Annotated in this window: 15 protein-coding genes and 4 pseudogenes; 12 read left to right on the top strand and 7 right to left on the bottom strand. The window is 68.2% G+C overall.

The window, feature by feature from the left end:
* Positions 1-53 precede the first annotated feature (53 nt).
* Positions 54-1,832: a S8 family serine peptidase gene (locus OH809_RS00135; protein ID WP_406415227.1), complete on the top strand. Its 1,779-nt coding sequence runs from the start codon at positions 54-56 to the stop codon at positions 1,830-1,832.
* Between the two features lie 526 nt (positions 1,833-2,358).
* Here OH809_RS00135 and OH809_RS00130 read toward each other — a convergent pair.
* The 3 genes from OH809_RS00130 to OH809_RS00120 all read right to left on the bottom strand — a co-directional run bounded on the left by OH809_RS00130 (position 2,359) and on the right by OH809_RS00120 (position 3,980).
* Positions 2,359-2,844: a lamin tail domain-containing protein gene (locus OH809_RS00130; RefSeq protein ID WP_406415225.1), complete on the bottom strand. Its 486-nt coding sequence runs from the start codon at positions 2,842-2,844 to the stop codon at positions 2,359-2,361.
* Between the two features lie 342 nt (positions 2,845-3,186).
* On the bottom strand, positions 3,187-3,576 hold the full coding sequence (locus tag OH809_RS00125; protein WP_406415223.1) for a hypothetical protein: 390 nt from the start codon (positions 3,574-3,576) through the stop codon (positions 3,187-3,189).
* Positions 3,577-3,617: 41 nt separating this feature from the next.
* Positions 3,618-3,980, bottom strand: a complete 363-nt coding sequence (locus tag OH809_RS00120; RefSeq protein WP_406415222.1) for a hypothetical protein — start codon at positions 3,978-3,980, stop codon at positions 3,618-3,620.
* A 224-nt stretch (positions 3,981-4,204) separates the two neighbouring features.
* Between OH809_RS00120 and OH809_RS00115 the strand changes: the two genes are divergently transcribed.
* Entirely contained in the window at positions 4,205-5,593 is a 1,389-nt protein-coding gene (locus OH809_RS00115) for an IS1380 family transposase (protein WP_406415220.1), read from the top strand.
* Between the two features lie 553 nt (positions 5,594-6,146).
* Here the strand turns inward: OH809_RS00115 and OH809_RS00110 are convergent.
* Positions 6,147-6,455, bottom strand: a pseudogene (locus OH809_RS00110) (integrase core domain-containing protein); the annotation flags it as partial.
* A 44-nt stretch (positions 6,456-6,499) separates the two neighbouring features.
* Between OH809_RS00110 and OH809_RS00105 the strand changes: the two are divergent.
* Positions 6,500-6,967, top strand: a pseudogene (locus OH809_RS00105) (transposase); the annotation flags it as partial.
* Positions 6,968-7,003: 36 nt separating this feature from the next.
* On the opposite strand, the pseudogene OH809_RS00100 reads toward OH809_RS00105, so the two are convergent.
* Positions 7,004-8,088 (bottom strand): annotated as a pseudogene (locus tag OH809_RS00100) (integrase core domain-containing protein).
* Positions 8,089-8,167: 79 nt separating this feature from the next.
* Between OH809_RS00100 and OH809_RS00095 the strand changes: the two are divergent.
* The 6 genes and pseudogenes from OH809_RS00095 to OH809_RS00070 form a co-directional block, all read left to right on the top strand.
* A pseudogene (locus tag OH809_RS00095) lies at positions 8,168-8,347 on the top strand (relaxase domain-containing protein); the annotation flags it as partial.
* A 249-nt stretch (positions 8,348-8,596) separates the two neighbouring features.
* The gene (locus OH809_RS00090; protein WP_406415218.1) at positions 8,597-11,620 is read left to right on the top strand and encodes a TnsA-like heteromeric transposase endonuclease subunit; all 3,024 of its coding nucleotides are present in this window, start codon (positions 8,597-8,599) and stop codon (positions 11,618-11,620) included.
* Positions 11,617-12,780 (top strand): AAA family ATPase, encoded by a 1,164-nt coding sequence (locus OH809_RS00085; RefSeq protein WP_406415216.1) that lies wholly within the window; start codon positions 11,617-11,619, stop codon positions 12,778-12,780. The genes OH809_RS00090 and OH809_RS00085 overlap by 4 nt, the downstream gene beginning before the upstream one ends.
* Before the next feature lie 2 nt (positions 12,781-12,782).
* The gene (locus tag OH809_RS00080; protein WP_406415214.1) at positions 12,783-15,446 is read left to right on the top strand and encodes a TniQ family protein; all 2,664 of its coding nucleotides are present in this window, start codon (positions 12,783-12,785) and stop codon (positions 15,444-15,446) included.
* Positions 15,447-15,744: 298 nt separating this feature from the next.
* Positions 15,745-17,493, top strand: coding sequence for a pentapeptide repeat-containing protein (locus OH809_RS00075; RefSeq protein ID WP_406415212.1), 1,749 nt, complete (start codon positions 15,745-15,747; stop codon positions 17,491-17,493).
* Positions 17,494-17,739: 246 nt separating this feature from the next.
* On the top strand, positions 17,740-19,095 hold the full coding sequence (locus OH809_RS00070) for a relaxase domain-containing protein (protein WP_406415210.1): 1,356 nt from the start codon (positions 17,740-17,742) through the stop codon (positions 19,093-19,095).
* Positions 19,096-19,254: 159 nt separating this feature from the next.
* On the opposite strand, the gene OH809_RS00065 is transcribed toward OH809_RS00070, so the two are convergent.
* Positions 19,255-19,446: a hypothetical protein gene (locus OH809_RS00065; protein ID WP_406384966.1), complete on the bottom strand. Its 192-nt coding sequence runs from the start codon at positions 19,444-19,446 to the stop codon at positions 19,255-19,257.
* Between the two features lie 59 nt (positions 19,447-19,505).
* Here OH809_RS00065 and OH809_RS00060 point away from each other — a divergent pair, with 59 nt between their 5' ends.
* From OH809_RS00060 to OH809_RS00050, 3 genes are all read left to right on the top strand, one after another.
* Positions 19,506-19,895: a peptidase inhibitor family I36 protein gene (locus OH809_RS00060; protein WP_406415208.1), complete on the top strand. Its 390-nt coding sequence runs from the start codon at positions 19,506-19,508 to the stop codon at positions 19,893-19,895.
* A 214-nt stretch (positions 19,896-20,109) separates the two neighbouring features.
* Positions 20,110-20,565, top strand: coding sequence for a hypothetical protein (locus tag OH809_RS00055; RefSeq protein WP_406415207.1), 456 nt, complete (start codon positions 20,110-20,112; stop codon positions 20,563-20,565).
* A 72-nt stretch (positions 20,566-20,637) separates the two neighbouring features.
* The gene (locus tag OH809_RS00050) at positions 20,638-21,471 is read left to right on the top strand and encodes a transposase family protein (RefSeq protein WP_406415205.1); all 834 of its coding nucleotides are present in this window, start codon (positions 20,638-20,640) and stop codon (positions 21,469-21,471) included.
* 452 nt (positions 21,472-21,923) lie between these two features.
* Here the strand turns inward: OH809_RS00050 and OH809_RS00045 are convergent, their stop codons facing one another.
* Positions 21,924-22,358, bottom strand: coding sequence for a hypothetical protein (locus OH809_RS00045; protein WP_406415204.1), 435 nt, complete (start codon positions 22,356-22,358; stop codon positions 21,924-21,926).
* Positions 22,359-22,901: the final 543 nt, after the last annotated feature.

Genomic DNA, 22,901 nt, shown 5'->3' with positions numbered 1-22,901 from the left:
CTGAAGATCCAGGGCGTACGACGATGCTTTACGTTGAGATGGCGGTTGGCTGAATGCGTGAGCAGGGCGGCAACGGTGTGAAGCCGGGCAACGGCAAGGGCGGGAAGACCCCGCGTGCGCAGGGCACGGCGGGTGAGGCCGGGCAGCCGGCGGCGGCTGCGGGCGGGGCAGGTGAACCGGCCGGACGGATGAGCGGGGAGGCGCAGGCGCTGGGGTACCAGGGTCGGGGTGTGCGGGCGGGGTGGGGCCGCTATCTGGTGGCGCCCCGGCCGTCGGGGCTGCTTGCCGGTGGGGTGCCGCCGATTGAGGCCTCGGCGCTGTTCAAGCTGCTGGAGGAGGACCCCGATGTGGAACCCGTGGCGCAGGTGCGGCCGTCCCGTTCCCGCGGGTTGGGGGCGATCGCGGAGCCGCATCCGGCCTGCCCCCCGGTCGCGGTCGTGAAGATGCCCCAGGAGCGGGCCCGCGCCCTGGCCGGGAACCCGCAGGTGGTCGTGGAGATCGACCAGCCGCTGTCCTACACCCCCACCCCGCCGGTGGGTGCCGGCCCGGTGCCGGTACTGGACCCGATGCTGGCGGTCACCCTGGAGGAGCCCGAACATCTCACCCTGCGGGTGGTGGGCAGTGACGGGGACGCGGTGGCCGGCGCGCACGTGTGGGCCATCGGCACCGGCGGCCCGGTCCACGGAGTCACCAGCCCGGACGGACGCGTCACCATGACCCTGGCCGCAGACACCCCCGAAACGCTCCAGGCGCTCTACGTCCGCCCGGTGGCCGACTACTGGCCGGCCCGCACCGGCACCCCCCAACCCGCCGACAACGGCGAGGCGGTAGTTACGGTGCAGGCCCTGTCGGACACCTTCGAGGGCTTCCCCGGCAAGGCGCTCACCGGCTGGGGCACACAGGCAATGCGGCTCAACCAGATCCCGCCGACCTACCGCGGCCACGGCATCAAGATCGCGCTGCTCGATTCGGGGGTGAACACCGCCCACCCCGATTTGAAGGACACCGTCCAGCACGGGCACGACTTCACCGGCGCCGGCAACGGCACCTGGGGCCTCGATGTGACCGGGCACGGCACGTGGTGCGCCGGCATCATCGCCGCGGCGGACAACAACGCAGGCATCGCCGGGATCGCGGCGGAGGCCGAGGTGCATGCGCTGAAGCTGTTCCCCGGCGGGCACCTCAGCGACCTGCTCGAGGCGGTCGACTACTGCATCACCCACGACATCGACATCGCCCAGATCAGCCTCGCCTATCCCGTACAGTCCCAGCTGGCCGCCTGGAAACTCGCCGATGCGCACGCCGCCGGCACCACGGTCATCGCCCCGGCGGGAGACACCGCCGGCCCCCTCACTCAGCTGGCTACCCTGCCGGGGGTGCTGGCGGTGGGGGCGATCGCGCACACCGGCACCTATCCCGTGAGCAGCCCGCTCACCTGGGTGCAGCCGCCGTGGCCCGGCCCCTACCCGGCCCCGTTCACCCCCACCGGTCCGGGAGTGGACCTGGTCGCGCCCGGCGCGGCGGTCATCACCACCAGCCTGGGTGACGGCTATGCCGCGGTGGACGGCACGGCGATCGCCGCCGCCCACGTCACCGGGCTGGCGGCGCTGCTGCTCGCCCACCACGACCATCTGCGCACCCAGGCGGTGCCGCGGACCGCGGCCCGCGCCGACCCGCTGTACCTGCTGGTGCGCACCGCCTGCCGGCCCCTGCCCGGCGCCGACCCCCGCCTGGGCGCGGGGATCGCGGACGCCCCCACCGCGCTCGGCATCCCCGCGAGCTGGCAGCAGGCCGAGCAATACACGCCGGCCGGTCCGCACCAGCGGGGCTGACGGCACGACACATTCACAGACCTCCGCCCCCTTGCCGCCCTGCCGCCATCGGGCGGTGGGGGGAGAGAGACGGCGGCCGGGCCCGCATCAGCCGAACAGGTCGCGCACCCTGACCGTGCGCACCCTCAGCCACCGGGCCCGGCGCGCCGGCAGCAGGGCGTCGCCAAGAGATTCGGCAGCTACGGGCCGACAGGGCCCGGAACTCCTCCTTGAGCCTGGCGGATGCACACGATGAACGGCGCGCCGAGAAGCCCGGCCGCCGCCACCGAGTAGCAAACCACCAACCGACCAGGAACACATTCCGGGATGCGTACGCCTGGGCCCTGGACCCTCAGACCAGGGCCCTTCAGCTCCTTCCAGGAGCTAAGGGTGTGCACCGTGCCAAGCGGCAAGAACCCGGAGGCTGTTGACGTACGAGAGCGGCGTGCCACCACCCTGGGTGGGTGGTGGCACGCCGGATCACAAGGGTTGCACCCCGGGGGCGGAAGGTGCGCCCTTGGTCAGTGGCTGGGCAAGGGCAAGTGGGTCAGCGGCGGTAGCCCCAGGAGTGGGTGTCCACGGTGCGGCCGTGGTCGTCGCGCAGGGTGGCCTTGTCGGCGTAGTTGCTCCAGATGTAGTCCCGGCTGCCCTGGTAGACGTCCCGGCGGGTGTCATAGCCGCGCCCGGTGTGGACGCGGACCGTGGCGTAGCCGGGCAGGCGCAGGTCGTCGAAGCGGTAGCGGTTGCCGTCGCGGTCCGAGAGCGTCCATCCGTCCAGGTCGACCGCGCGGCGGCCGGTGTTGGTGACCTCGACCCACTCCCGGTTCAGGGACCGGTTCGACCAGTCGTCACGGCCGGGGCTGTCGTACTGGACGTTGCCGAGGACGACGTTGGAGTACGACTGGTGGCGGCCGTGCCCGTGGCCCTGGCCGTGGTCGCTGTCGGCGGACGCCGGCATCGCCGCCACGGCGACGACGGAACCGGCCGCCAGAGCGGTAGCGGCAATGCGGCGGACGGTACGAGAAGCAGACATTGATGTCCCCTCAAGTAAGGGCGCCCAGGACCCGGTCAGGGGCCATGCTGCGCGGTGCGGGTCCCGGCCCCTCAGGCCGAGAACCCATAGCCTGGAGTATCTCCGTCATCACCAGCAGCGACTTCGGTTCGTGTTACTTAATCCGGACATTTCCGTAACTCGCGATTGTATTGATCGCAGACCCCACCCGAGCGTGCCCCTGACATTGGCTGCTGGATGCACGCATCCGCCCCGCAGCCGGGAACAAGCCTTGTTCAGCTCGCCCGCGCGCCCCGCCGTACCACCCCGTCAGTCACGCATCGAACAGCACGCTCATCGGTAACAGCCGCAAAACCCCGTGATTCAGACACGGATGGCCGGGCCGAACGCCTGCTCGCAGAATTCGTTTGCCCCGAGGTGATTAGTGGATCCGTGTAGATCAGTGGATCCGTGTGATGGTGAGGGTGCCGCGCCCTGCCGCCCTGCCCCGGCCAGGACCTCAACAACAAGGCTGGTGTCCAGGCGGGTGTAGGGCTCGCCCTCCGCCTCGGCTGGTCCCAGCACGTCAGCTTCGCCGAGTGCGGCACCGATCCGTACGGACAGCACCGGGCCGATCCGTGCCGACAGCCGTGGCGTGCTCTCTCCTTCGGGCACCAGGGCGAGGTTGCGGGGCCTATTCCGGGGGCCGGTGTAGCCGACGACCGCAGCGTCGGTGGTGTCGGCGTGCCGGACCTTCACCCTTAACTGCACCATCTGGAGAACCGCTAGGTGTGACTGATTCCCAATCGTCCTTGTCAAGCGTGCGGACGGGTCGGCGGATCTTGCTGACCCTCTGCAGGCGGTGGCACGTGCGGGCAGCGTTCCAGCAGCGAGCGATTTCGCTCGGGGTCAGCCAGGATGATGCGCCTGGCCTTCTCATGGCTGTCTTGGAGGTCGGTGGGGTAGGCCGTCGGGTCGAGACTGAGTGCCAGCGAGAGGTCCTGGCGCGTCTCCGGGCCCTCGCAGGCCAGGAACGCGGAGAGGCAGGCCGATCGGTAGTCGTCGCGGAGATCGGCCAGTGCCTCCAGTGCCGCTTCGCTCTCCTCCGTGGGCACTCCTCGCCGGAGATCCTCCATGGAGGCGTACTGGAGTCCTGGACGGGCGAAGTACCACGCCATGCTGGCGCCGACCTTCTCTGAATCGGAACCAGTCCGCATGTACTCAATGATCGCTTCCTGGATCGGGCGGTGACCGCAAGCCGTCACCAGGGGCTGAATGAGCCCGGATCCACCGGCTTGACGCCTGTGGGTCGTTCTTCCGGAAACGAAGAAGTGCCTTGCGACCTGCGATGATGGGGTTTCTCTAGGACCACATCAGGCACGATCGGCAAGGCACTTCCGAGATGCAATCTTCCCATGCCGCAGCGGCGGTCTCATCCGCGTTCGACGACCCGAACCTGATCGCGCACGGCGGGCTGGAGCCGGTGGTGCGGCTGGCCGAGCGGTGCGGTCTGCCAGCTCTGGCCGACGAGCTCATCAGGCTGCCCGCATCGAAGGACGGCACCGGCGCCTTCCCAGCGGCGAAACTGATGTCGCTGGTGGGTGGCATGGCCGCGGGCGCCGACAGCATCAATGACATGGACCGCCTGCGGCATGGCGCGATGGGCCGCCTGTTTGCCGGGGTCCGGGCCCCGTCCACGCTGGGATCGTTTCTACGCTCCTTCACGCACGGGCATGTGAAGCAACTCCACGCCGTGGCCCGCCGGTTCCTGCCCGCACTGGCCCGTCATACCCCACTGCTGCCCGGCGCGGACCAGGTCGCCTACGTGGACATCGACGACACCATCCGCCGCACCTACGGCTACGCCAAGCAGGGCGCCGGCTACGGATACAGCAAGGTCAAGGGCCTGAACGCACTGCTCGGCATCGTCTCCACGCCCCTGTCCGCCCCGGTGATCGCCGCGACCAGGCTGCGCAAAGGACCGTCGAACTCCGCGCGCGGCGCGGCAGCGTTCGTCGCCGAGACCATCCGCACCGCCCGCGCCTGCGGCGCCAGTGGCCTGCTGGTGATGCGCGCGGACTCCGCGTTCTACGGCGCCGATGTCGTCAACTCCTGCCGGGCACTGGGCGCGCGTTTCTCCGTCACCGTGCGGATGAACGCCTCCGTCAAGGCCGCGATCGCCCGCATCGACGAGGGCGCCTGGACGCCGATCAAGTACCCCAAGGCGGTCTGGGACGAGGAAGACCAGTGCTGGATCTCGGACGCCGAGATAGCCGAGGTCCCCTACACCGCGTTCACTTCCAAGCCGAAGAAACAGCAGGTCACCGCCCGTCTGCTCGTGCGCCGCGTCAAGCGCCTGGGCACTGGCACCGTCCCCGCCGGGCAGGGCACGCTCTTCGATACCTGGCGCTACCACGCCGCGTTCACCGACTCCCCGCTCTCCTTGAAGGACGCCGAGCGTGACCACCGTCGGCACGCTGTCGTCGAGCAGGTGATCGCGGATGTCAAGAACAGTGCCTTCGCTCACGCGCCGTCCGGCCATTTCCAGGCCAATGCCGCGTGGCTCGCCCTGGCAGCGCTGGCGCACAACCTGACCCGCGCCACCGGCGCCCTGGCCGGCACGTTCCATGCCAGAGCGACCACCGCCACCATCCGTGACCACCTGATCAACGTGCCCGCCCGGCTGGCCCGCTCAGCCCGCCGCCTCACCCTGCACCTACCCGAACGCTGGCCCTGGAGCATGGACTTCACCCAGCTCTTCCGCACGGTGCATGGGCTGCCAGCCTCCTGACGCTCCCCGACCGACCTGCCCGAAAGGGCCCGACACCTGTGGACAAGTGGAAGAGCTGGGCAGACCAGCGGCCACCCCATGCCCGAATCCGCGACTCAACCCCGACACGGCCCGCACAACCCCGAAACACCCACCCCAAGATCAGCCGGTGGATCCGGGCTCAGCTATGCCAGCTCTTCCTTCTCCTGCTGGCCAGCAGGTCATTCCGCTCGCCGCCGTCGGCCTCGCCTGTATGACCCGCTGTCAGACCCTCCCGATCTCGGGGGAAGCACAGCGGCGCTGGTTTTGCGCAGTGTGGCTGGCGCGACGGTAGGCGTGGCGCGCACGGGATTTGTCGGACGGTGTGCTGGGGCCGGGGCAGTTGCGGGGGCGTGGGCTGGTCAGCGAGTGTGCAGGCGTTGCCAAAGCAGGTGGTGGTCGGCAGCTGCAGGCGGCCGGTCTGCTCTGCACTGCTGAACCGAACTCGTGCCACCGGCTAGACTGTCGGATGGCTAGGCGCGTACAGCCCCCCGCCGTCAGCTCCCACTGAACCGCCCCGGGTTCGGTAGAGATCTCAGATTGTGGTTGTGACCTGGTGTTTCGTGGATTCCATGTAGTGATTGGCCTCGTACTCGACGGGCGGGACGTGGCCTATCTCACCGTGGAGCCGACGGTGGTTGTACCAGTCGACCCACTCGGCGGTGGCCAGCTCGACCTGGGAGAGCGCCTTCCAGGGCCGCTGGGGTTTGATCAACTCGGTTTTGTACAGACCAATCGTCGATTCCATCAGGGCGTTGTCGTAAGCGTCGCCGACCGAGCCGATAGAGGCAGCGATGCCGGCGGTGTCCAGGTGCTCGGCGAGCTTGAACGATGTGTATTGGGTGGATTCAACCGGTCGTCGCAACACCTCGATCATGGAGGTGTCCGATGGGGCGACCGGCAGGGTGGACGACGGCGGTGACGGGGCGCCCGGCGATGCGGTCTCCGGGCAGGCCGCCGGTCCGCCGGGATGTGGAGCGTGCCTTCTGGAAGAAGATCGCTGACGGGCTGACCAGCGAGGACGCGGCGATCGCGTGCGGCGTGTCGGGGCCGGTCGGCTCACGATGGTTCCAGGAACGTGGCGGTATGCCGTCGATCGAGCTGGGCCCGGTGTCGGGCAGGTATCTCTCCTTTGCAGAGCGCGAGGAGATCGCTGTGCTGAAGGCTCAGAACACCGGGGTCCGGGAGATCGCCCGTCGGCTGGGCAGGCACCCGTCCACTGTTTCGCGGGAACTGCGGCGCAATGCGGCCACCCGCAGCGGACAACTCGCCTACCGGGCGTCGATCGCGCAGTGGAAGGCCGAGCTGGCCGCGCGGCGGCCGAAGCCGTCCAAACTTGCCTGCAGCGAGCGGCTGCACGAGTTGTGGGGCTCGAAAAGTCATCGGCGCAGGTCAAGCGGCGTACCGGTACTCGTTGATAGCACTGCCGAGGATGTGGGTGCGCAGGAGTCTGCGGCCGTCGAGGTCGTGGACGGTGGCTGGCTGCCCGGAGGCGTGAGGGGGCCGTTGATCTCGGGCCCGGTGAGGTCGATGTGTGTTGTAGTGCCGTTCGAAGTCGGCAAGGACTTGCCGGGCGTGGGCCTCATTCATGAGCAAGAGGTGGTCGAGCGCCTCGCGGCGGACGGTGCCGATCACCCGCTCGCAGTGCGCGTTCATCCGAGGCGCCCGTGGCGCGCTGAGCAGCACCTCCATGTCCTCGGCTTCGAAGACGGCGTCGAAGGACTGGTCGTACTTGGCGTCGCGGTCGCGCAGCACGAAGCGCAGGGACTCCGTGCGCGTGTCGAGTTGGTCGGCGAGATTGCGGGCCTGCTGCGTCGCCCAGGCCCGGGTGGGGCGGGCGGTGACGCCGGTGATGTGCAGTTGACGGGTGCCGTGTTCCAGGAACGCCATGGCGTACAGGCGCTCTCTGAGCATGGTGTCCACGTGGAAGAAGTCGGCCGCGATGATCCCTTGGGCTTGGGTGGTCAGGAACTCGCGCCAGCTGGGGCCGACCGGCGTGGAGCCGGGTCGATGCCCGCGGCGTTCAGGATCCCCCAGACCGTGGACGGTGCGATCGGATGGCCCAGCCGGGCCAGTTCGCCCTGGATCCTTCGGTGCCCCCACCGGGGATTCTCGCTGGCCAGGCGCAGCACCAGCTTCCTGAGCGCGGCCACAGTCGGGGGTCGGCCGGTACGGCTGCGGCGGGCGGAGTAGTCCCACTTCTTGGCGATCAGCTTGCGGTGCCAGGCCAGCACGGTGCCGGGGGTGACGGGGAAGACACCGGCCCAGCGGCGCCGCGGTATCAGCGAGGACAGCGCGGAGAACCAGAACCGGTCGGCCGACTCGTAGCGGACCGGGCCCTTGAACTGACGGCGCAGGACAGTGTTCTCATGCCTCAGCACCAACAACTCGGCGTCCCTGGCAGTGTCCCGGCGCAGCAGGACAGCCGGTACGGACAGCATCGTGCGAGCAGCACGGCACAACAGCCACACGATCATCCGGACAGGGTCCCAGCCACCACCGACAACCATGGACACCACTGTTCACCTGCAGCGATGACTTTACGAGCCCCACAGGCTGGAGGAGTCGGTCGCGGAGATCCGCTGGGGGAGCGGCGGCAAGCATCGCGCCCCGGTGAAGGACGGGCTGATCGTCGCGGTGTTCCGGGACTACGAGTCCAGAGCCGGGAAGCCCCTGCTCCACGATCATGCGGTGGTGTCGATCCGCGCCCGGCGGCCGGACGACAAGGGGACGTGGGTGTAGGTTCGCATTTCTAGTGTCCCTTTCTCATTGACCGTGGCCCTTGTCTGGCCCAAGGGACGGCGCGGTGAGACGAACTCCCGTCTGATCGTTCGCTCGTCGTAGTGCTGATCCCGGTCCTGATCTATGCAGCGGCGATCTCCAACCTGATCGTGGAGACGTCGCAGCTGATCGAGATCGGGATTTCTGCTTCCCGCTCTCGCGGCCTGGGGGTGAGCTATGGCGCGTGTAGTGGGCGAAGTTTCGATGAGTCTCCGTCGTACGGACGGGGTGATCGACGAGGACCTGGTCTGGTCGACGACGGGCGCCGATGTCTTCGAGCCCTCGATTCCGTGGCGTACGTTCCGCTGGCGGTACGGGCAGAAGCACTACTCGGGGACGCACTGGTCTTCCACCATGCGTGACCACGTTGTCTACGAGTCCCGGCTCGAGCTGACGCGCCTTCTCTACGCCGACTTCGACCCGGACGTGACGGCCGTCTTCGCCCAGCCGTTCCTCCTGACCACTACCGTCGACGGCTGTCGACGCCGGCACGTACCCGACTTCCTGGTGCTGCGCGAGAACGACGTGCCCCTGGTCGTGGACGTCAAGCCGGGGCACCTGCTCACCCGGCCGAAGGTGAACTTCGCGCTCGGCTGGGCTCGTGAGGTTGTGCTGTCGCGCGGCTGGGATTTCGAGGTGTGGTCCGAGCCACCGGAGGCGGAGTTGGCGAACCTTCGCTTTCTCGCCGGGTATCGCCGCGACTGGCTCTTCGACCAGGACCTGCTCGCGGAGATCCGGGCGACGGATCTGTATGGGGCAACGCTGGGCGAGGCGTTTTGTGCTTTCCCCCGGCACCCGGACTGGCGGGTGCGGGCTGCTGTCCTGCGGCTGTTGTGGTGTCAGCACTTCGTGACGGACATGGCGGAGCCATTGTCCGAGCGCCATGTGCTGCGCAAGGGCCGGGCCGTAGGGGTCGGGGCTGGTCGGCGTGATCTGCCACGCCCCGTCGAGGATTCCGGACGCGATGGCGCGGAGGGCGAGCAGATTTGTCTGGTGCGGGGGTCTCGTAAGGGAGGGCATGTGACCGGAGCTGCTGTACGTGTCGGCTTGGGTTCGAGGTTGAGGTACGACGGCGAAGTCGTCGTGGTGGAGGAGATGTTCGGCTCGGCGGCCGGTAACGAGGTCTTGGTGCGGGATGGTCCGGGGCGCCGGTTCCGGCTGTCGCTGCGTGAGGTGCTCGCCTCCGGCCGGGCCCAGGTCATCGCGACCGAGCCGGGTCCAGAATCGGACGACGACCGCGAGACGGCCTCGGTGCTGCTCGCCCAGCTCGGCGAGGAGGAGCTGGAAAAGGTCAGGGAACGGGCCGCCCATATCAACGAGGTGCTGACCGGCTTCCGGTCGGGCAGCGACGAGCTCCCGGAGGCGGGCGAGCCCCGGCCGCAGTACGCGGCCACCGTGCCCAAACTGGAGCGATACGAGGCGAAGGCAACAGAGTTGGGCGTTAGCGTACGCACCATCAAACGGTGGGTGCGCGCTTTCCACACCGACCGGGAAGCTGGGCTCGTGCACGGCGGCCCGGATCACGGCGACGGCGACATGGGCGGGCTCGGTCGGGCCGACGCGCGGTGGGTGGAAATGGCCCTGGAGATCATGGCCGAGCACGGGAAGGAGTCGAAGCCGACCCGCGGGAAAGTGATCCGTGCCGTCGGCCCGCGCCTCGTTGCCCGCTACGGCGAGGGCGAGGTGAAGCTGCCGGGCCGCGCGACGGCGTATCGGTGGCTTCAGGAGCTGGAGCGGCGGCTGCCGACCTTCCGGCTGAGCTCGAAACGCAACCGGGACATCGCCGCCCGGCCGCCGGGCGCGTACGGGAAGTTGCGGCCTACGAGGCCGGGTGAGTATCTGCTGCTGGACACGACGCGTCTCGACGTGTTCGCGATGGACCCGATCACGATGAAGTGGGTTCAGGCCGAGCTGACGGCCGCGATGGACTGGTACGACAGGTGCATCACGGGGCTGCGGGTGACCCCGGTGTCCACGTCGTCGATCGACGTCGCGGCGGTGATGTTCCAGACCTTTCGTCCCCGCCCGGCAGGCAAGGGCTGGCCCGCGTACGCGGTGTGGCCCGACCACGGCATTCCCCGCACGGTCTTCGTCGAACGCAAGGCGCTCAACCCCGAAGAGGATGAGGAGGGCGAAGAGGCTGAGGAGGGCACACCGCGCGGTGTCGCGTCTCCGGCGCTGGTGCCGGAGACAATCGTGGTCGACCACGGCAAGCCCTACATCTCCGAGCACATCACCTCTGTCTGCCAGCGTCTGGGTCTGTCCATTCAGCCCGCCCGGCTGCGAACGGGCCGGGACAAGGGACCGCTGGAGCGATTTTTCAAGACCGTGCGCGAGGGGGTGCTGGAGGAGCTGCCCGGTTACAAGGGGCCTGACTTGTTCTCGCGCGGCGAGCGGCCGGAGGACCAGGCGTTTTTCTTCCTCCATGAGTTGGAGGCGATCATCCGGGAGTGGGTGGCGTGCACGTACCACCACAGGCCGCATAGGGGACTTGTCGATGCCTACGTGCCGGGGCTGAACCTCTCGCCAGCGAAGATGTTCGAGCACGGCATCGCCCGTGCCGGCTACATCGAGGTGCCCCGCGATCCGGACCTCGGCTTCGAGTTCCTGAAAACCGAGTGGAAGCCGACCCACCACTATGGCGTCGAGATCCGCAAGTGCCGCTACAACGGCGACGGCCTGAACGGCTACCGGGGCGAGACCAGCCCGTACACCGGCCCCAAGGCCAAGGGCCTGTGGCCCATCCAGGTCGACCCTGACAACATCAACTACATCTACTTCCGCCGCCCGGACACCCGCCGCTGGCACACCCTGGAGTGGGAGCACGCCCCGGCACAGAAGTTCCCGATCAGTCAGGGGGCCATCGAGATCGCCCGGAAGCTCGCGGGCCAGAAGTACCCGTTCCCCGACGACGAGACTGCGGTCGCGGAGCTCCTTGACCGCTGGCACCTGGGGCTCGGGCTGACGATGGCAGAGCGGCGCCTCGCGCTGCGCCAGGCCCGCGAGCAGTCCGCCTTCGACCTGCCGGAGACCGTCGCGGACGACGTGCGAGCGCTTCCGTCCGTCGCCCGAATCCTCAACGCCACCGACGACGCGGACGACCTGGAGGACTTGGACGAGGCCGAGCCGTACGAGGGCCCGGTAGCCGGTGATGACGACGAGGACGACGAACTCGATGGCCCCGATTCCGACGAGGACTTCTACGCCGACGCCCTGGAAGACGCATGATGCCGCCCCGCCCCGCCGATCCGTCCGAGGACGTGCGTCCGCAGCTGGACAACCTCACGCTCTCCCGCAAGGAAGGACTGCGGGCCCTAGCGGAGGCCGAGCTCCGTCGGCAGCCGGAGCTCCTGACAGCCAAGCAGATCTCCGACCTGAGTGATCCGGCACGGCTCGAGTACGAGCACGGCCGGAGTGTCTGGCACGCCAACCTCGGGCCGATCGGAACGCCTCAACTCAAGGAACTGCACGAGGACTTGTGGGACATCATCACCAGCAACCAGCAGGACGGCGACAAGGCCAAAGGGGCCATCGCTGTGGACGCGTTTCCAGGACTGGGCAAGACCACCGCGGTGCTCGACTTCGCACTGAAGTACCACCGGCAGGAGATCGCGCGGGCTGGCGCCTTCACCGCCTCCGGTCACGAGCGGTGGCCCGTCTGCCGCGTCGGCCTGACCAGCAACATCGGCATGAAGGACTTCAACCGGTCTCTACTGGAGTTCTACGCACACCCCGGCCGCACGAGCGGCACGGCCGCCCTGTTCGTGCAGCGTGCGCTGGACTGCGTCCTTCGATGTGAGACAAAACTGCTGATCATTGACGACCTCCACTTTCTCAAGTGGCAGGACAAAAACGGCAAGGAGGTCAGCAACCACTTCAAGTACATCGCCAACGAGTTCCCCGTCACTCTGATCTTCATCGGGGTCGAACTGGGCAACCGCGGCCTGTACTCCGAGGCCGACTCCAGCGGCGACATCACCCTCGCCCAGTCCGCACGCCGCACCACGCCGCTGACCATGGATCCCTTTGTCGTCAACGACAACAGGCACCGAACACAATGGCGGAACCTCCTCCTGGCACTGGAACAGCGGATCGTCCTGGCCAGGAAGTTCCCCGGCATGCTCGCCGACGAACTGTCCGACTACCTCTACATCCGCACCACCGGCCACATCGGTTCGCTGATGACGCTCATCAACCGAGGCTGCCAGCGAGCCGCCCGCACCGGGGCCGAGCTCCTCGACGAGGAACTCCTGGACCAAGTGAAGCTGGACGCCGCGGCGGAGCGAGCCCGCAACGCTCTCGCGAAGAAGTTCGCCCTTCGGCGTATGACCACCAAGATCACCCGGCCACGGACGTCGAAGACCACGACGACGAAGACCGTGGCGTGAAGGTGACGCGGACACTGCCGCTGCGGCTTCCCCCGCTGCCCGGGGAGGCCATGGACTCGTGGCTCGAAGCCGCAGCCGCCCAGCTCCGTGCTCCACTGGCGGACCTGCTGGGCGCCGTGGGCCTGCACAAACGTGCTTGGGTGTGGCGCGTGCCCTGGCTGGTCCTACTGGAAGACGAGGAAGCCGACTCCGTGGCGGCCACGACCGGCATCCCACAAACCGTCCTCCGTGCGATGACGCTCGCGCACTTCGATCAGCGGGCCGTACTCGTCGACCGCGGCCGGCGCAACGTGGACCACTTCCGCAGTTGGAAGCACGGCACCGGGACGGGCTCGCGGTACTGCCCTGAGTGCCTCAAGGAGAACGGCGGCCGGTGGCAGCTTTCCTGGCGGCTCGGCTGGGTGTACGCGTGCATCCCACATCGTCGACTGCTGGCCGACACCTGCCCGCGGTGCGGCGCCCGCCCCCGCACGGTCGCCTATCCGGGCACCGACATCCCTTCCCCGGGGCGATGCGGCCATCTCAGCCGGCATGATCCCGGTACCCGCCGCCGGTGCCTGTTCCCGTTCAGCGAGGTCGACGTCCCCCTCCTTGCCGCCCATCATCCGGCCCTGCGTGCGCAGCAGGACCTGGCCGACACCGTGAAGGCTGGCCTCGGATCCTTCGGCGTATACCGGAGTGCGGAGGTACCCGCCCTGGACGTTCTCGCCGACATCAAAGCCCTCGGCAGGCGTGCACTGACGGTCCTGTCCGCCGACCAGCTCGCTCAACTCATCCCCAATGACCTGGCCCAACTGTGCCGGACCGCCGTCACGGAACTCCCCACCACGGAGCGCAAGGCCATATACAACGCCGCGGTGACCGCCGCGAGTGTCACAGCGGCCTGGACGGTGCTGCGACAAACCGACCTGCGGCAGGCCGGCGCCCGAATGCAGCTGCTGACGGACGTGGCAGCAGATCGCGACCGCTGGCTCAGCCCCACCGCACCCCAGTCGTGGGCCCGCTACAGCAGCCCCATGCTGCGGACCGCCCATGCCGCGTCCCTCGCCCCCCGAATGCGACAGACCGACCAGCTGCGCTACCGGATCGCCGCCCCCAGGCCGGGAAGTCCATCGGCCGACACCGCGGCCGTGCGCCGACGGGCAGCCAAGACCCCAGCCCTGCTCTGGCCAACGTGGCAGGTCCGCCTCGACCCTGGCGTACGCCTGAATCTGGGCACCGCCCTGTCCGTCGCGCTCATGCTGGTCGACAGCCCCATCGATCTCACCACCGCCTCGGAGAAATACCTGCACGGCCTCATCGAACAGCCCGTCACCACACACGTCCTGCAGGCACTACGAGATGCGCCGCAATGGGAAGGCATCCAGCTCGCCCTGATCCGGCTCGCCGACTACCTCGACCACCACGACGTTCCCATCGACTACGCCCGCCGCCGCCAGCTCGACTACACCCACCTGCTGCCCGCCGCCCAGTGGAAGCAGGTGTGCAACGACGCCCTGCTGCAGCCCGGATACGGCAGGCGCCACCAGCACGCCCGGTCCTTCCTGTTCGAACGCATCAGCGGCCTACCGTATGAACAACTCCCTGGATCTCCTGGGCCCTCACACGCGTTCAACACGACCTTGAAGCGGTTTCCGTTCCTGCTCACCCCCGACCTGCTGGCTGGCCTCGACCGTGTTGCCCACGAGTTCCTCGCGTGCAGCGGCGTGCTCGGCGAGCCACTCACCTGGGAGCCCCCCACCGAACTCCTGCACGGCCTCGACCTGCCCTGGCCCGGCCCCGAAGACCTCGATCTCGAAGATCTTCACCGCCGGGTGGCAACCGGAGAACGCCCCGCAGAAATCGCCAAGACCCTCGGCACCGACCTGCCAATCCTCCGCCTCGCCCTCATCAACCACCCAGCCCCTGCACAACAGGTCACGCGGGCGAACTCCCGCACAGCACGCAAAGGCCGGAGCCGGAGCCGAAACAACCGATCCGAGTGGCGGAAAGAGACCGGACTCCAGACGGCCCGCCGCCTGATCCCCGAAGACCTCCTGGAAGACCTCTACGTGCAGCAGGGCCAGTCCTTCCAGAAGATCGCTGAAGACCGAGGACTCCACCCCCGAGACGTTTCCCCGCTCGTGGACGAGTACGGCCTGCCCCGGCACAACCATTGCCCTGGCGGAAAGGCCGACCCGGAATGGCTCCACACCCAGTACATCGAGCTCAACCGCACCATCACGGACATCGCCGACGACGCCGACGTGAGCTTCACCGTGATCATGCGATGGCTCCGCACCCACAAACTCACTCGCCCCACCGACCCCAAGGGCCAGCGACGATTCAGCCGCCCCACTCACGACTTCGGCGATGCCGACCCCCTGCTTCAGCCGGTACTCAGCAACAACTACCACCTCCGCCGACTGAGGATCTTCCTACGCGTCGCCGGCTACCCGATGTTCGCCACCGCCTGCGACGAACACGGCCTCAGCCGGACTGCGGTCAACAAGGCCTTCAAGCAGTTGGAGGCGGACCTCGGCGGTCAACTCGTTGATCGCGCATCCAAAGGCCGGTCCATGCAGCTCACCGAGTTCGGGCAGCGTGTGGCCCGGGCCGCCCTTCCTCTGGCCGATCAACTCGGAGTCCGCCCCGAGGACACCGAACGCCTGTACCGCATTCTGTGAATGCGGTACTCCGCGCCACCGCACCGTGGTGCCGGACCGCACGAGAGGTCTCCAGCGCACGAGTCATCTCAGTGCGACCATCAGTGGCGCTCCGAAGAATTTTGCGCCGCCTCGGCAACTGCCTGGGTACGCCGATCGTCCTTGAGACATGACGTCTGCAAGTCCCGCCCCGCTTCACTGGCCTCACTGCGGCCACGGCGCCGTCCCAGCAGCAAACTCAGTCGGCTGCCGCGGCATCCACGTTCCCGGACACACCGTGTGCCTCGCGCATCTATCCGATGCGGAGCGTACCGCCTACTTGACCAGCCTGACCCCCGGTACCGACATCAACCACTGCGGCACCCCTTTTACCGAGCCCCTTCTTGAAGCTCTCCTCGATGCCCTTCGCGACCCCGCTACTGGGTACCCCCGCCTCGGCGACGCCAACTTCCAGTCGGCGACCTTTGAAGGTGATGCCAACTTCCAGTCAACGACCTTCCAAGGCAAGGCGACCTTGCAAGGCGGTGTGACGACCCTGCAAGGCAAAGCCGACTTCCGATCAGTGACCTTCGAACGCGCTGCCCGATTTGTATCTGCGACCTTTGCGCTTAGCGCCCGGTTCGAGTCGGCAACCTTCGTTCGCAAGGCCTGGTTCGGGTCAGTGACCTTCCAGGGATACACCGGGTTCGGGTCGGCGACGTTCAAGCGCGAGGCCGAGTTCACACGGGCGACCTTCGAGCTCTTCGCCGGGTTCGAGTCGACGACTTTCCAAGGCAATGCCGACTTCAAGTCGGCGGCCTTCAAGCGCGAAGCCTGGTTCACGTCGGCGGTCTTCCAGGGCGACGCTGGGTTCGAGTCGACGACTTACGAGATTGTCGCAGGGTTCAAGTCGGCGACCTTCCAGGGTGACGCCCGCTTCGGGGCGGCGGCCTTCGGGCGCGAAGCCGAGTTCGGGTTCGCGACCTTCGAACGTGTCGCCCGGTTCGGGCCGCTGGTGTGCGCCGGGCGGATAAGGCTGTCTGGCGCCGTGTTCACCAGCCCGGTGACCCTCTCTATCGCCGCGCGTCACCTTGAGTGTCGGCGGACCCGATGGTCGTCAGCGGCTGAGTTGCGTCTGCGCTACGCCACAGTGGACTTCGCCCACGCGGTTTTCGAGTACCCCCTCACGATCGCCTGGGAGGACGAGCCCTTCGGTCTCCCCTATGGACGGGTGGTGGCAGAACAAGCCTTCGCCGACGCGCCCGATACCAGGGTGCGGATGGCCTCACTGCGCGGGGTGGACGCCGCCCACTTGGTCCTCGCCGACGTCGAACTGTCAAAGTGCATTTTCACCGGGACAGTGCATCTGGACCAGCTCCGGTTGGAGGGCATCTGTCCCTTCGCCGAGGTCCCGCCGCGACGGCGGTGGCGCCCCGCTCAGTACACCCAGCGCCGCACCCTCGCTGAAGAGCACCACTGGCGCGCGCGTCAACCGCAAGCAGTCCGGGGTTGGGACGTGGCGGTGTTCGGCGCCGGAAGCGTTGGGCCGGCACAGCTGGCTCCGGTGTACCGGGCGCTGCGCAAGTCGTTCGAGGACCGCAAGGACGAGCCGGGGGCGGCAGATTTCTATTACGGCGAGATGGAGATGCGCCGCCACGACCGCATCGGCACCACACGCGCTGAACGCGGACTCTTGCACGGCTATTGGTTGCTGTCCGGCTATGGCCTGCGCGGTTTGCGAGCCTTGGGATGGCTTGCCTTCGCTATGCTGATCACCATCCTGCTGTTGATGGGCTTCGGGCTCCCTCAAGAGTCTCCGAAACAGGAAGCCACGGGCACTGTGCCGCCCGGCGGAGGCAGGATCACCTTCGAGATCGACAAGGCGGACCCTCAGAATCCCACTGGGGTCCAGTTCACCGGCGAGCGCTTCGAGAAGGCCCTGAACGTCACGCTCAACTCGGTGGTGTTCCGATCCTCCGGTGAGGACCTCACAACCACTGGCACCTACGTTGAGATGGCTTCACGCGTGGTCGAGCCCGTCCTGCTGGGCCTGGCAGTCCTGGCTGTGCGCAACCGTGTCAAACGCTGATCCAGTGCCCCACAGCCAGGGGTTGTCAAAACACCGCGGCCAGAGAGCCAACAAAGTGCGCACGAACCACCCACGAGCCGTCCCGCAGGGAACTTCAGTGCCCAGGTTGAAACCTTCCATGCGGACCCGACAGGGGGCGCTGAGCGACGAGTAAAAGGGGACACTGGGGTGAGACGGAAACGCCCTGTCCCGCAACTGAGACTTTTCAGAAGGCCCTGTTCGGCACGCCGGAACGGGACATTCCGAATGCGAGCCCACAGCTCCATCCACACCACGGCCCTGCACGAGAACACCGTCGCCGCCTCAGCGCTCTACAACGAGACCGTGGCCGCTGAGGTCTGCGAGGCGCTTGGGCTGGCGACCGAGCCGCGCACCGTCACCCCGGGGCGCCGACCCGTGATGGAGGTTGCCGGGGTGCCGCACGAGCTGATCCGCTGGACCTCCCGGCGCAGTGACCAGATCGCCGCCTGCCTCGCCGAGCTGGAGCACGAGTACGTCACCGCCGTCGACGACGACGGCGAGCCCCGCTTCCTGCCGGTGGTCTCCGAGCGGGCCCGCGCCAAGCTGAACGGGATCGCGGCGAAGATGACCCGCCCTCCCAAGAAGAAGGCCCGGTCATTTGCCCAGCTGCGCGCCGACTGGAAGGAGAGCGCGATTGCCACCTCCGGGGTGGCCGTCGACGTCATCAACTCCCTCCTCGAGTACGCCCGTGCCGCGGCTGCGGCGATCTGGGCCCGGGTCGCCGCCGTGGTCGACGTCGCCCTGGCGGCCGTCGACGTCACTGCGACGGTGTTCGTGATGAACGACGGCGGCCGGTTCCACCGTCGGCACCTGCTCGCCGAAGCCCGCCGCCACCTCGCCCTCGTCCTTCGCGGCCGCCGCCGCGACCCCGGCCTGGACGACCGGATCGTGGCCGCCGCCATCTCCGCGCACTGCCTGGACATCAGCGACCCGAAGACCGCGCGCGGCCTGGAGCCCGGCTACCGCCTCTACACCGCCCGGTGGGCGCTCTCCGACCTCCCCGCCCGGCTCCGCCCACCAGCTCCCGCGCCCGACCCGGATCAGCAACCCCCGGCCGATCCCGGTACGTCGGCTGCGCCCCGGCCCCCGGGCCAGGACGCGGGGGAGGGGGAGATACCCCGCCTCCCGCTGAGCTACGACCGGGCCGTCCTCGCTGGCGCGGTGGTGAGGGAGAAGCTGCGCACCGCCACCGCCACCGCCACCGCTGTGCGGGGCCGGGCGTACGACGTCGTCGCGCATCAGCAGGCCGCGATGTCCGAGCAGCTGCTCGCGCACCGGGACGCCGACCCCGAGCACGACGACCAGGAGCCGGAGGCCGGGCCACGACCGGGGATCGACCTGACGGCACTGCGAGCCCTGAAGGCGTCGCGCACCGACGTGGAAGTCCTCGATCTCACCGACGAACGACTGCGCCGTCTCCAGGACGCCTTTGCCAAAGCGGCCGACCACGCCCACGAGACCATGAACCGCTACGCCGACCGGGAGGACACCGCCGCACCGTACCCGGTGCGCGAGGACGACCAGCGCGCGCACCGCCCCCAGCAGCCGGACCGACACCACGGGCCAGAAGCCGGCCGCTGAGCACACCCGGTGCGGCGCACTCGATGCGGCCGATGCCCACCGACAATGCCGTGCACTGAGACTCCGTCAACTTGAAGTCGCAGGTCAAAGGGCTGGTGTGATCGGATCGCAGGGTACTCGTGCTGGTCGCGGGCGGAACTCCGCGAAGAAGATCCTCCGTCAGCGGCTGACTTCGAGTTTCATCCGAACGAGCAGGGCGCGCAGAAGGTGGGTGGCGCGGGCGGGGTCGGTGCGGAGTTTGGTCAAGGTCCGCCAGTTCTTGAGGTGGGTGAAGCCGTGCTCGACCGGCGGCCCCCAGGGAGACGCATCAGCCCGCAACAAAGGCTTGTTTTCGCATATGGTTCCCGGCATCCAGCTGCTCTAGTGGCCGGAAGGAAGCTACATGTTCCCGACTAAAGGCGGATTCTTTAATGTCGATGCGACGCTCCCTCCTCACCCTCACCGCTGCAGCGGGCTTGGCAATGTCCGCAGCGCTCACCCCACCAGCGGCAGCAGCGGCACCCGCCGCCGAGACACCGTGGCGAAACTGCGAGGTCGGCGAGTTCTGCGTCTATGAGCACGACAACGGACTTGGCAAAGCGGCGTACTTCCGGAGTGGCACCAATGACCTGGGCGACTTCAACCTGGACAACCAAGTCTCCTCGGTATGGAACAGGACTGGCAGGTTGGTCTGCACGTACACAGATTATTTCAGCTGGGGGGACAAGTGGCCAGTAGGGAACTGGAAGGGAAATACCTCCCAGTACAACCGAAACGACAACATCAGCTCCCTGTGGGTAGGGGACGTTAACTGCAACTAGAACCTGATCGTGGGTGCCAAGGTGCCGCAACAGGCTGGTGTCGCGGAGGTGCGGCGCAGCATTTGCACGGGCCAGGCGGCACATGGCTCTTTGACGGGGAGCAGAGCCGGCTCGTGGTCCACGGGCTGGCCTGACGCGGGTAGCAGCAGAAACAGGGAGCCGAACCGTCCGGTTCTTACTCGCGGCGGCTCGGCGGCCCTCTACGATCCGGTACATGCTGGATCCCGAGTTGTTGGAACGGATCACCGCGCGGCGCGCGGAACTGGACGAACTCGAAGAACGGCTGGCCAAGCAGCTGGCGGAGGTGCGGGCAGAGCGGGACGAACTCGCCGGCGCCGAACGAGTCTTTGAGCGGGTGAGCGATCAGCTCGCCGATGAGCGCGCCTCGGCCGCGCCGCTGCCGGGGCAGGTTGGCGGACAGGCGGTGATGCTGATTCCGCACCGCGAGCCGGGTATGGAGGAGACCACGCTCCCGCGGGACTATCAGCGGATCCTCGCCGCCGTGCGGGAGGCGGCAGGACCGGTCAAGGCCCGGCAGGTCGGCGACGGCCTGGGCATCGACGTCAGCATGCGTGCCAAGCTGGAACCGCTGCGCGGGAAGCTGGTCCGACTCGTCGATCGCGGCTGGCTGCGGAAGCTGCCCGACGGCCGGTTCACCATCCGCCTGTAACCAGGAACCCCGACGCGCGAAACGGTGCTGCACGGGCGTAACCAGAATGCCCCCGGCGGCTGTTGGACTTGTGTGACGAATACCGAAGAACGCGCCGAGGACACCTGCCCGCTTACCTACCAGTGCCGCCTGCCGCTGTCCACGCGCACCGTCAACTACCTCGCCGATCTGCTCAGGCGCCATCTGAAGGCGATTCAGTCCAGGTGGCGGATCCTGCCGCCGGGGAAGATCGCGGTGATCGTCCTTGCCGTGCTGCGCCACGACCAGCGCCTGGCCGACATGGCCGGCGGCAACAACGTGTCCGAATCCACCGTCCGTCGCTGGCGCGACGAACTGCTTGGACTGCTCGCGCTCCAAGCACCGCGCCTGGATCGCGCCCTGAAGAAGCTCGCCAGGCAGGGTGGCGAGGTGGTCCTGATCGACGGCACCCTCATCCGCACCCAGCGTCGCACCGGCAAGGCCGACCGACGGAACTACTCCGGCAAGCACCACAGCCACGGCCTGCACTTCCTCGCCTTGACCAACGAGAACGGCCGCCCGATCTGGATATCCGCCGCCCGGCCCGGCCGCACCCACGACAACACCGCCGCCCGCCACGACCACATCCTGGCCCACCTGCGTGCCGCCGGCCTCGGGGCACTGGCCGACCTCGGCTTCCGCGGCCTGGACAACGACATCCTCGACCCCGTGATCGTCACCGGCTACACCGCCACCCGCACCCACAAACCCACCTCCGGCCAGAAGACTGCCAACCGCGTCCTCGCCGTCGGACGCGCACCGGTCGAGCACGCCTTCGCCCACCTCAAGAACTGGCGGACCCTCACCAAACTCCGCACCGACCCCGCCCGCGCCACCCAACTCCTGTGCGCCCTGCTCGTCCTGACAAACCTTGAAGTCAACCGCTGACAAATGATCTTCTCCGCGGACTCCCGCCCGCGACCAGCACGAGCACCCCCAGAACTGATCACACCAGCCCTTTGGCCTGCGGCGTCAAGTTGGCGGGGGCTCACTCTCCGGATGGATGCACGACATCGTTCCGGAGTGCACAACATCGCCGGTGACGATGCTCGGCATCCACCCCAATGCACCCTGCCGCGTTTCCCCTTGACACAGGCCCGTGTCAAGGGGAAACGCGCCGCACCGGCCCACCCGGAACACCGCACCGAGCCCACCCGATGCGAGCCACTCCCACCCGACATCCATCCGCGGCGCGCATCGTGCACCGGGTGGATGTCCATCGGTGGAGGCCATCGAGTGGGCGCCATCGGATCGAGTGGACGCCACCGAGTGGACGCCACCCAGTGGCGCGCACCGGGTGGATGCGCGCCACTCCCGCCCTCCAGCCATCCGGCGCGCGGCTACTGGTGCGTACCGTAGAAGGCCGCCGCCATCGCCAGGCGCTCGTCCCGCATCGTCTCCAAGGTGCCGGCGGTGTCCGCATCGTCGGGGTCCGGGATGACGTTCGCGGTGAACCGGATGATGCTGCGGGCGATGCCCAGCGCCGCCGTGGCCGGGGAGTCCCTCGCCCAGTCCCGCAGCACGGACAGCAGGATGCACCCGACCTCGTCCAGGGCGAACGAGTCGGCGGTCAGCTCGCAGTCGCTGGAGACAGCGGTGGCGGGCAGGACGATGTCCTCAGCCAGCCGCAGCAGCACGAAGGACAGCTCCGGGTCGGCGTCCGCGCGGCCGGTGACGTTGCCCCCGCCGCCCGTCTGCAGGGCCAGGAAGAAGTCGAAGGCGCGCCCCACCTGTTCCGGGGTGAGCGGGGTACGGGACGGGATCAGGTACGGCATGGAGGTCTCCTCAACTGTCGGTCGCCGCGCGGATCGCGACGACTCCCAGCAGCCTCGGGCGGTCGCCCTGTGGACAGAGGCCCAGAGATTTCTCCCTGCTCCACGGGATGGGACGAACCGGGCTGCCAGGGGCAAACCCGGCCCCCTTGTCCAGCTGACGACTTGAAAGCCGGCCCCGGCAGCCGACCCCTTGTCCGGGTCCGCCGCCCGGCCGCGCCCGCCGCGTTTCCCCTTGACCTGCCTCGCTACCAGCCACCGTCAGACTGCGGCCAAGGGGTGCCCCTGCACGCTGCTCCTTCGGATCAACGCCCCGGGCCGGGGCAGCGAAGGAGACGAGACGATGACGACCACCCACCCGAAGGCCGGGCAGCGACAACGCTCGGGCCGATCACGCCGGAAGGCCGGCCTGTGGCGGGCAAGCCGAAGGGGGCTCCTTGGGTGCCCACTTCGGAGGGCACTTGGGGACCCACTTTGGTGCCCGGCACCCGGGGTCGGGGAAAAGTCCCTGGTCAGGCCGGGAATCGGCGTGAAAACTGCGCCGTC

It is taken from the genome of Streptomyces sp. NBC_00873, assembly GCF_045207415.1.
GTDB lineage: Bacteria > Actinomycetota > Actinomycetes > Streptomycetales > Streptomycetaceae > Streptomyces.
Note: the sequence above shows the minus strand (reverse complement) of the source record. Positions and strands in the feature narration are given on the sequence as shown.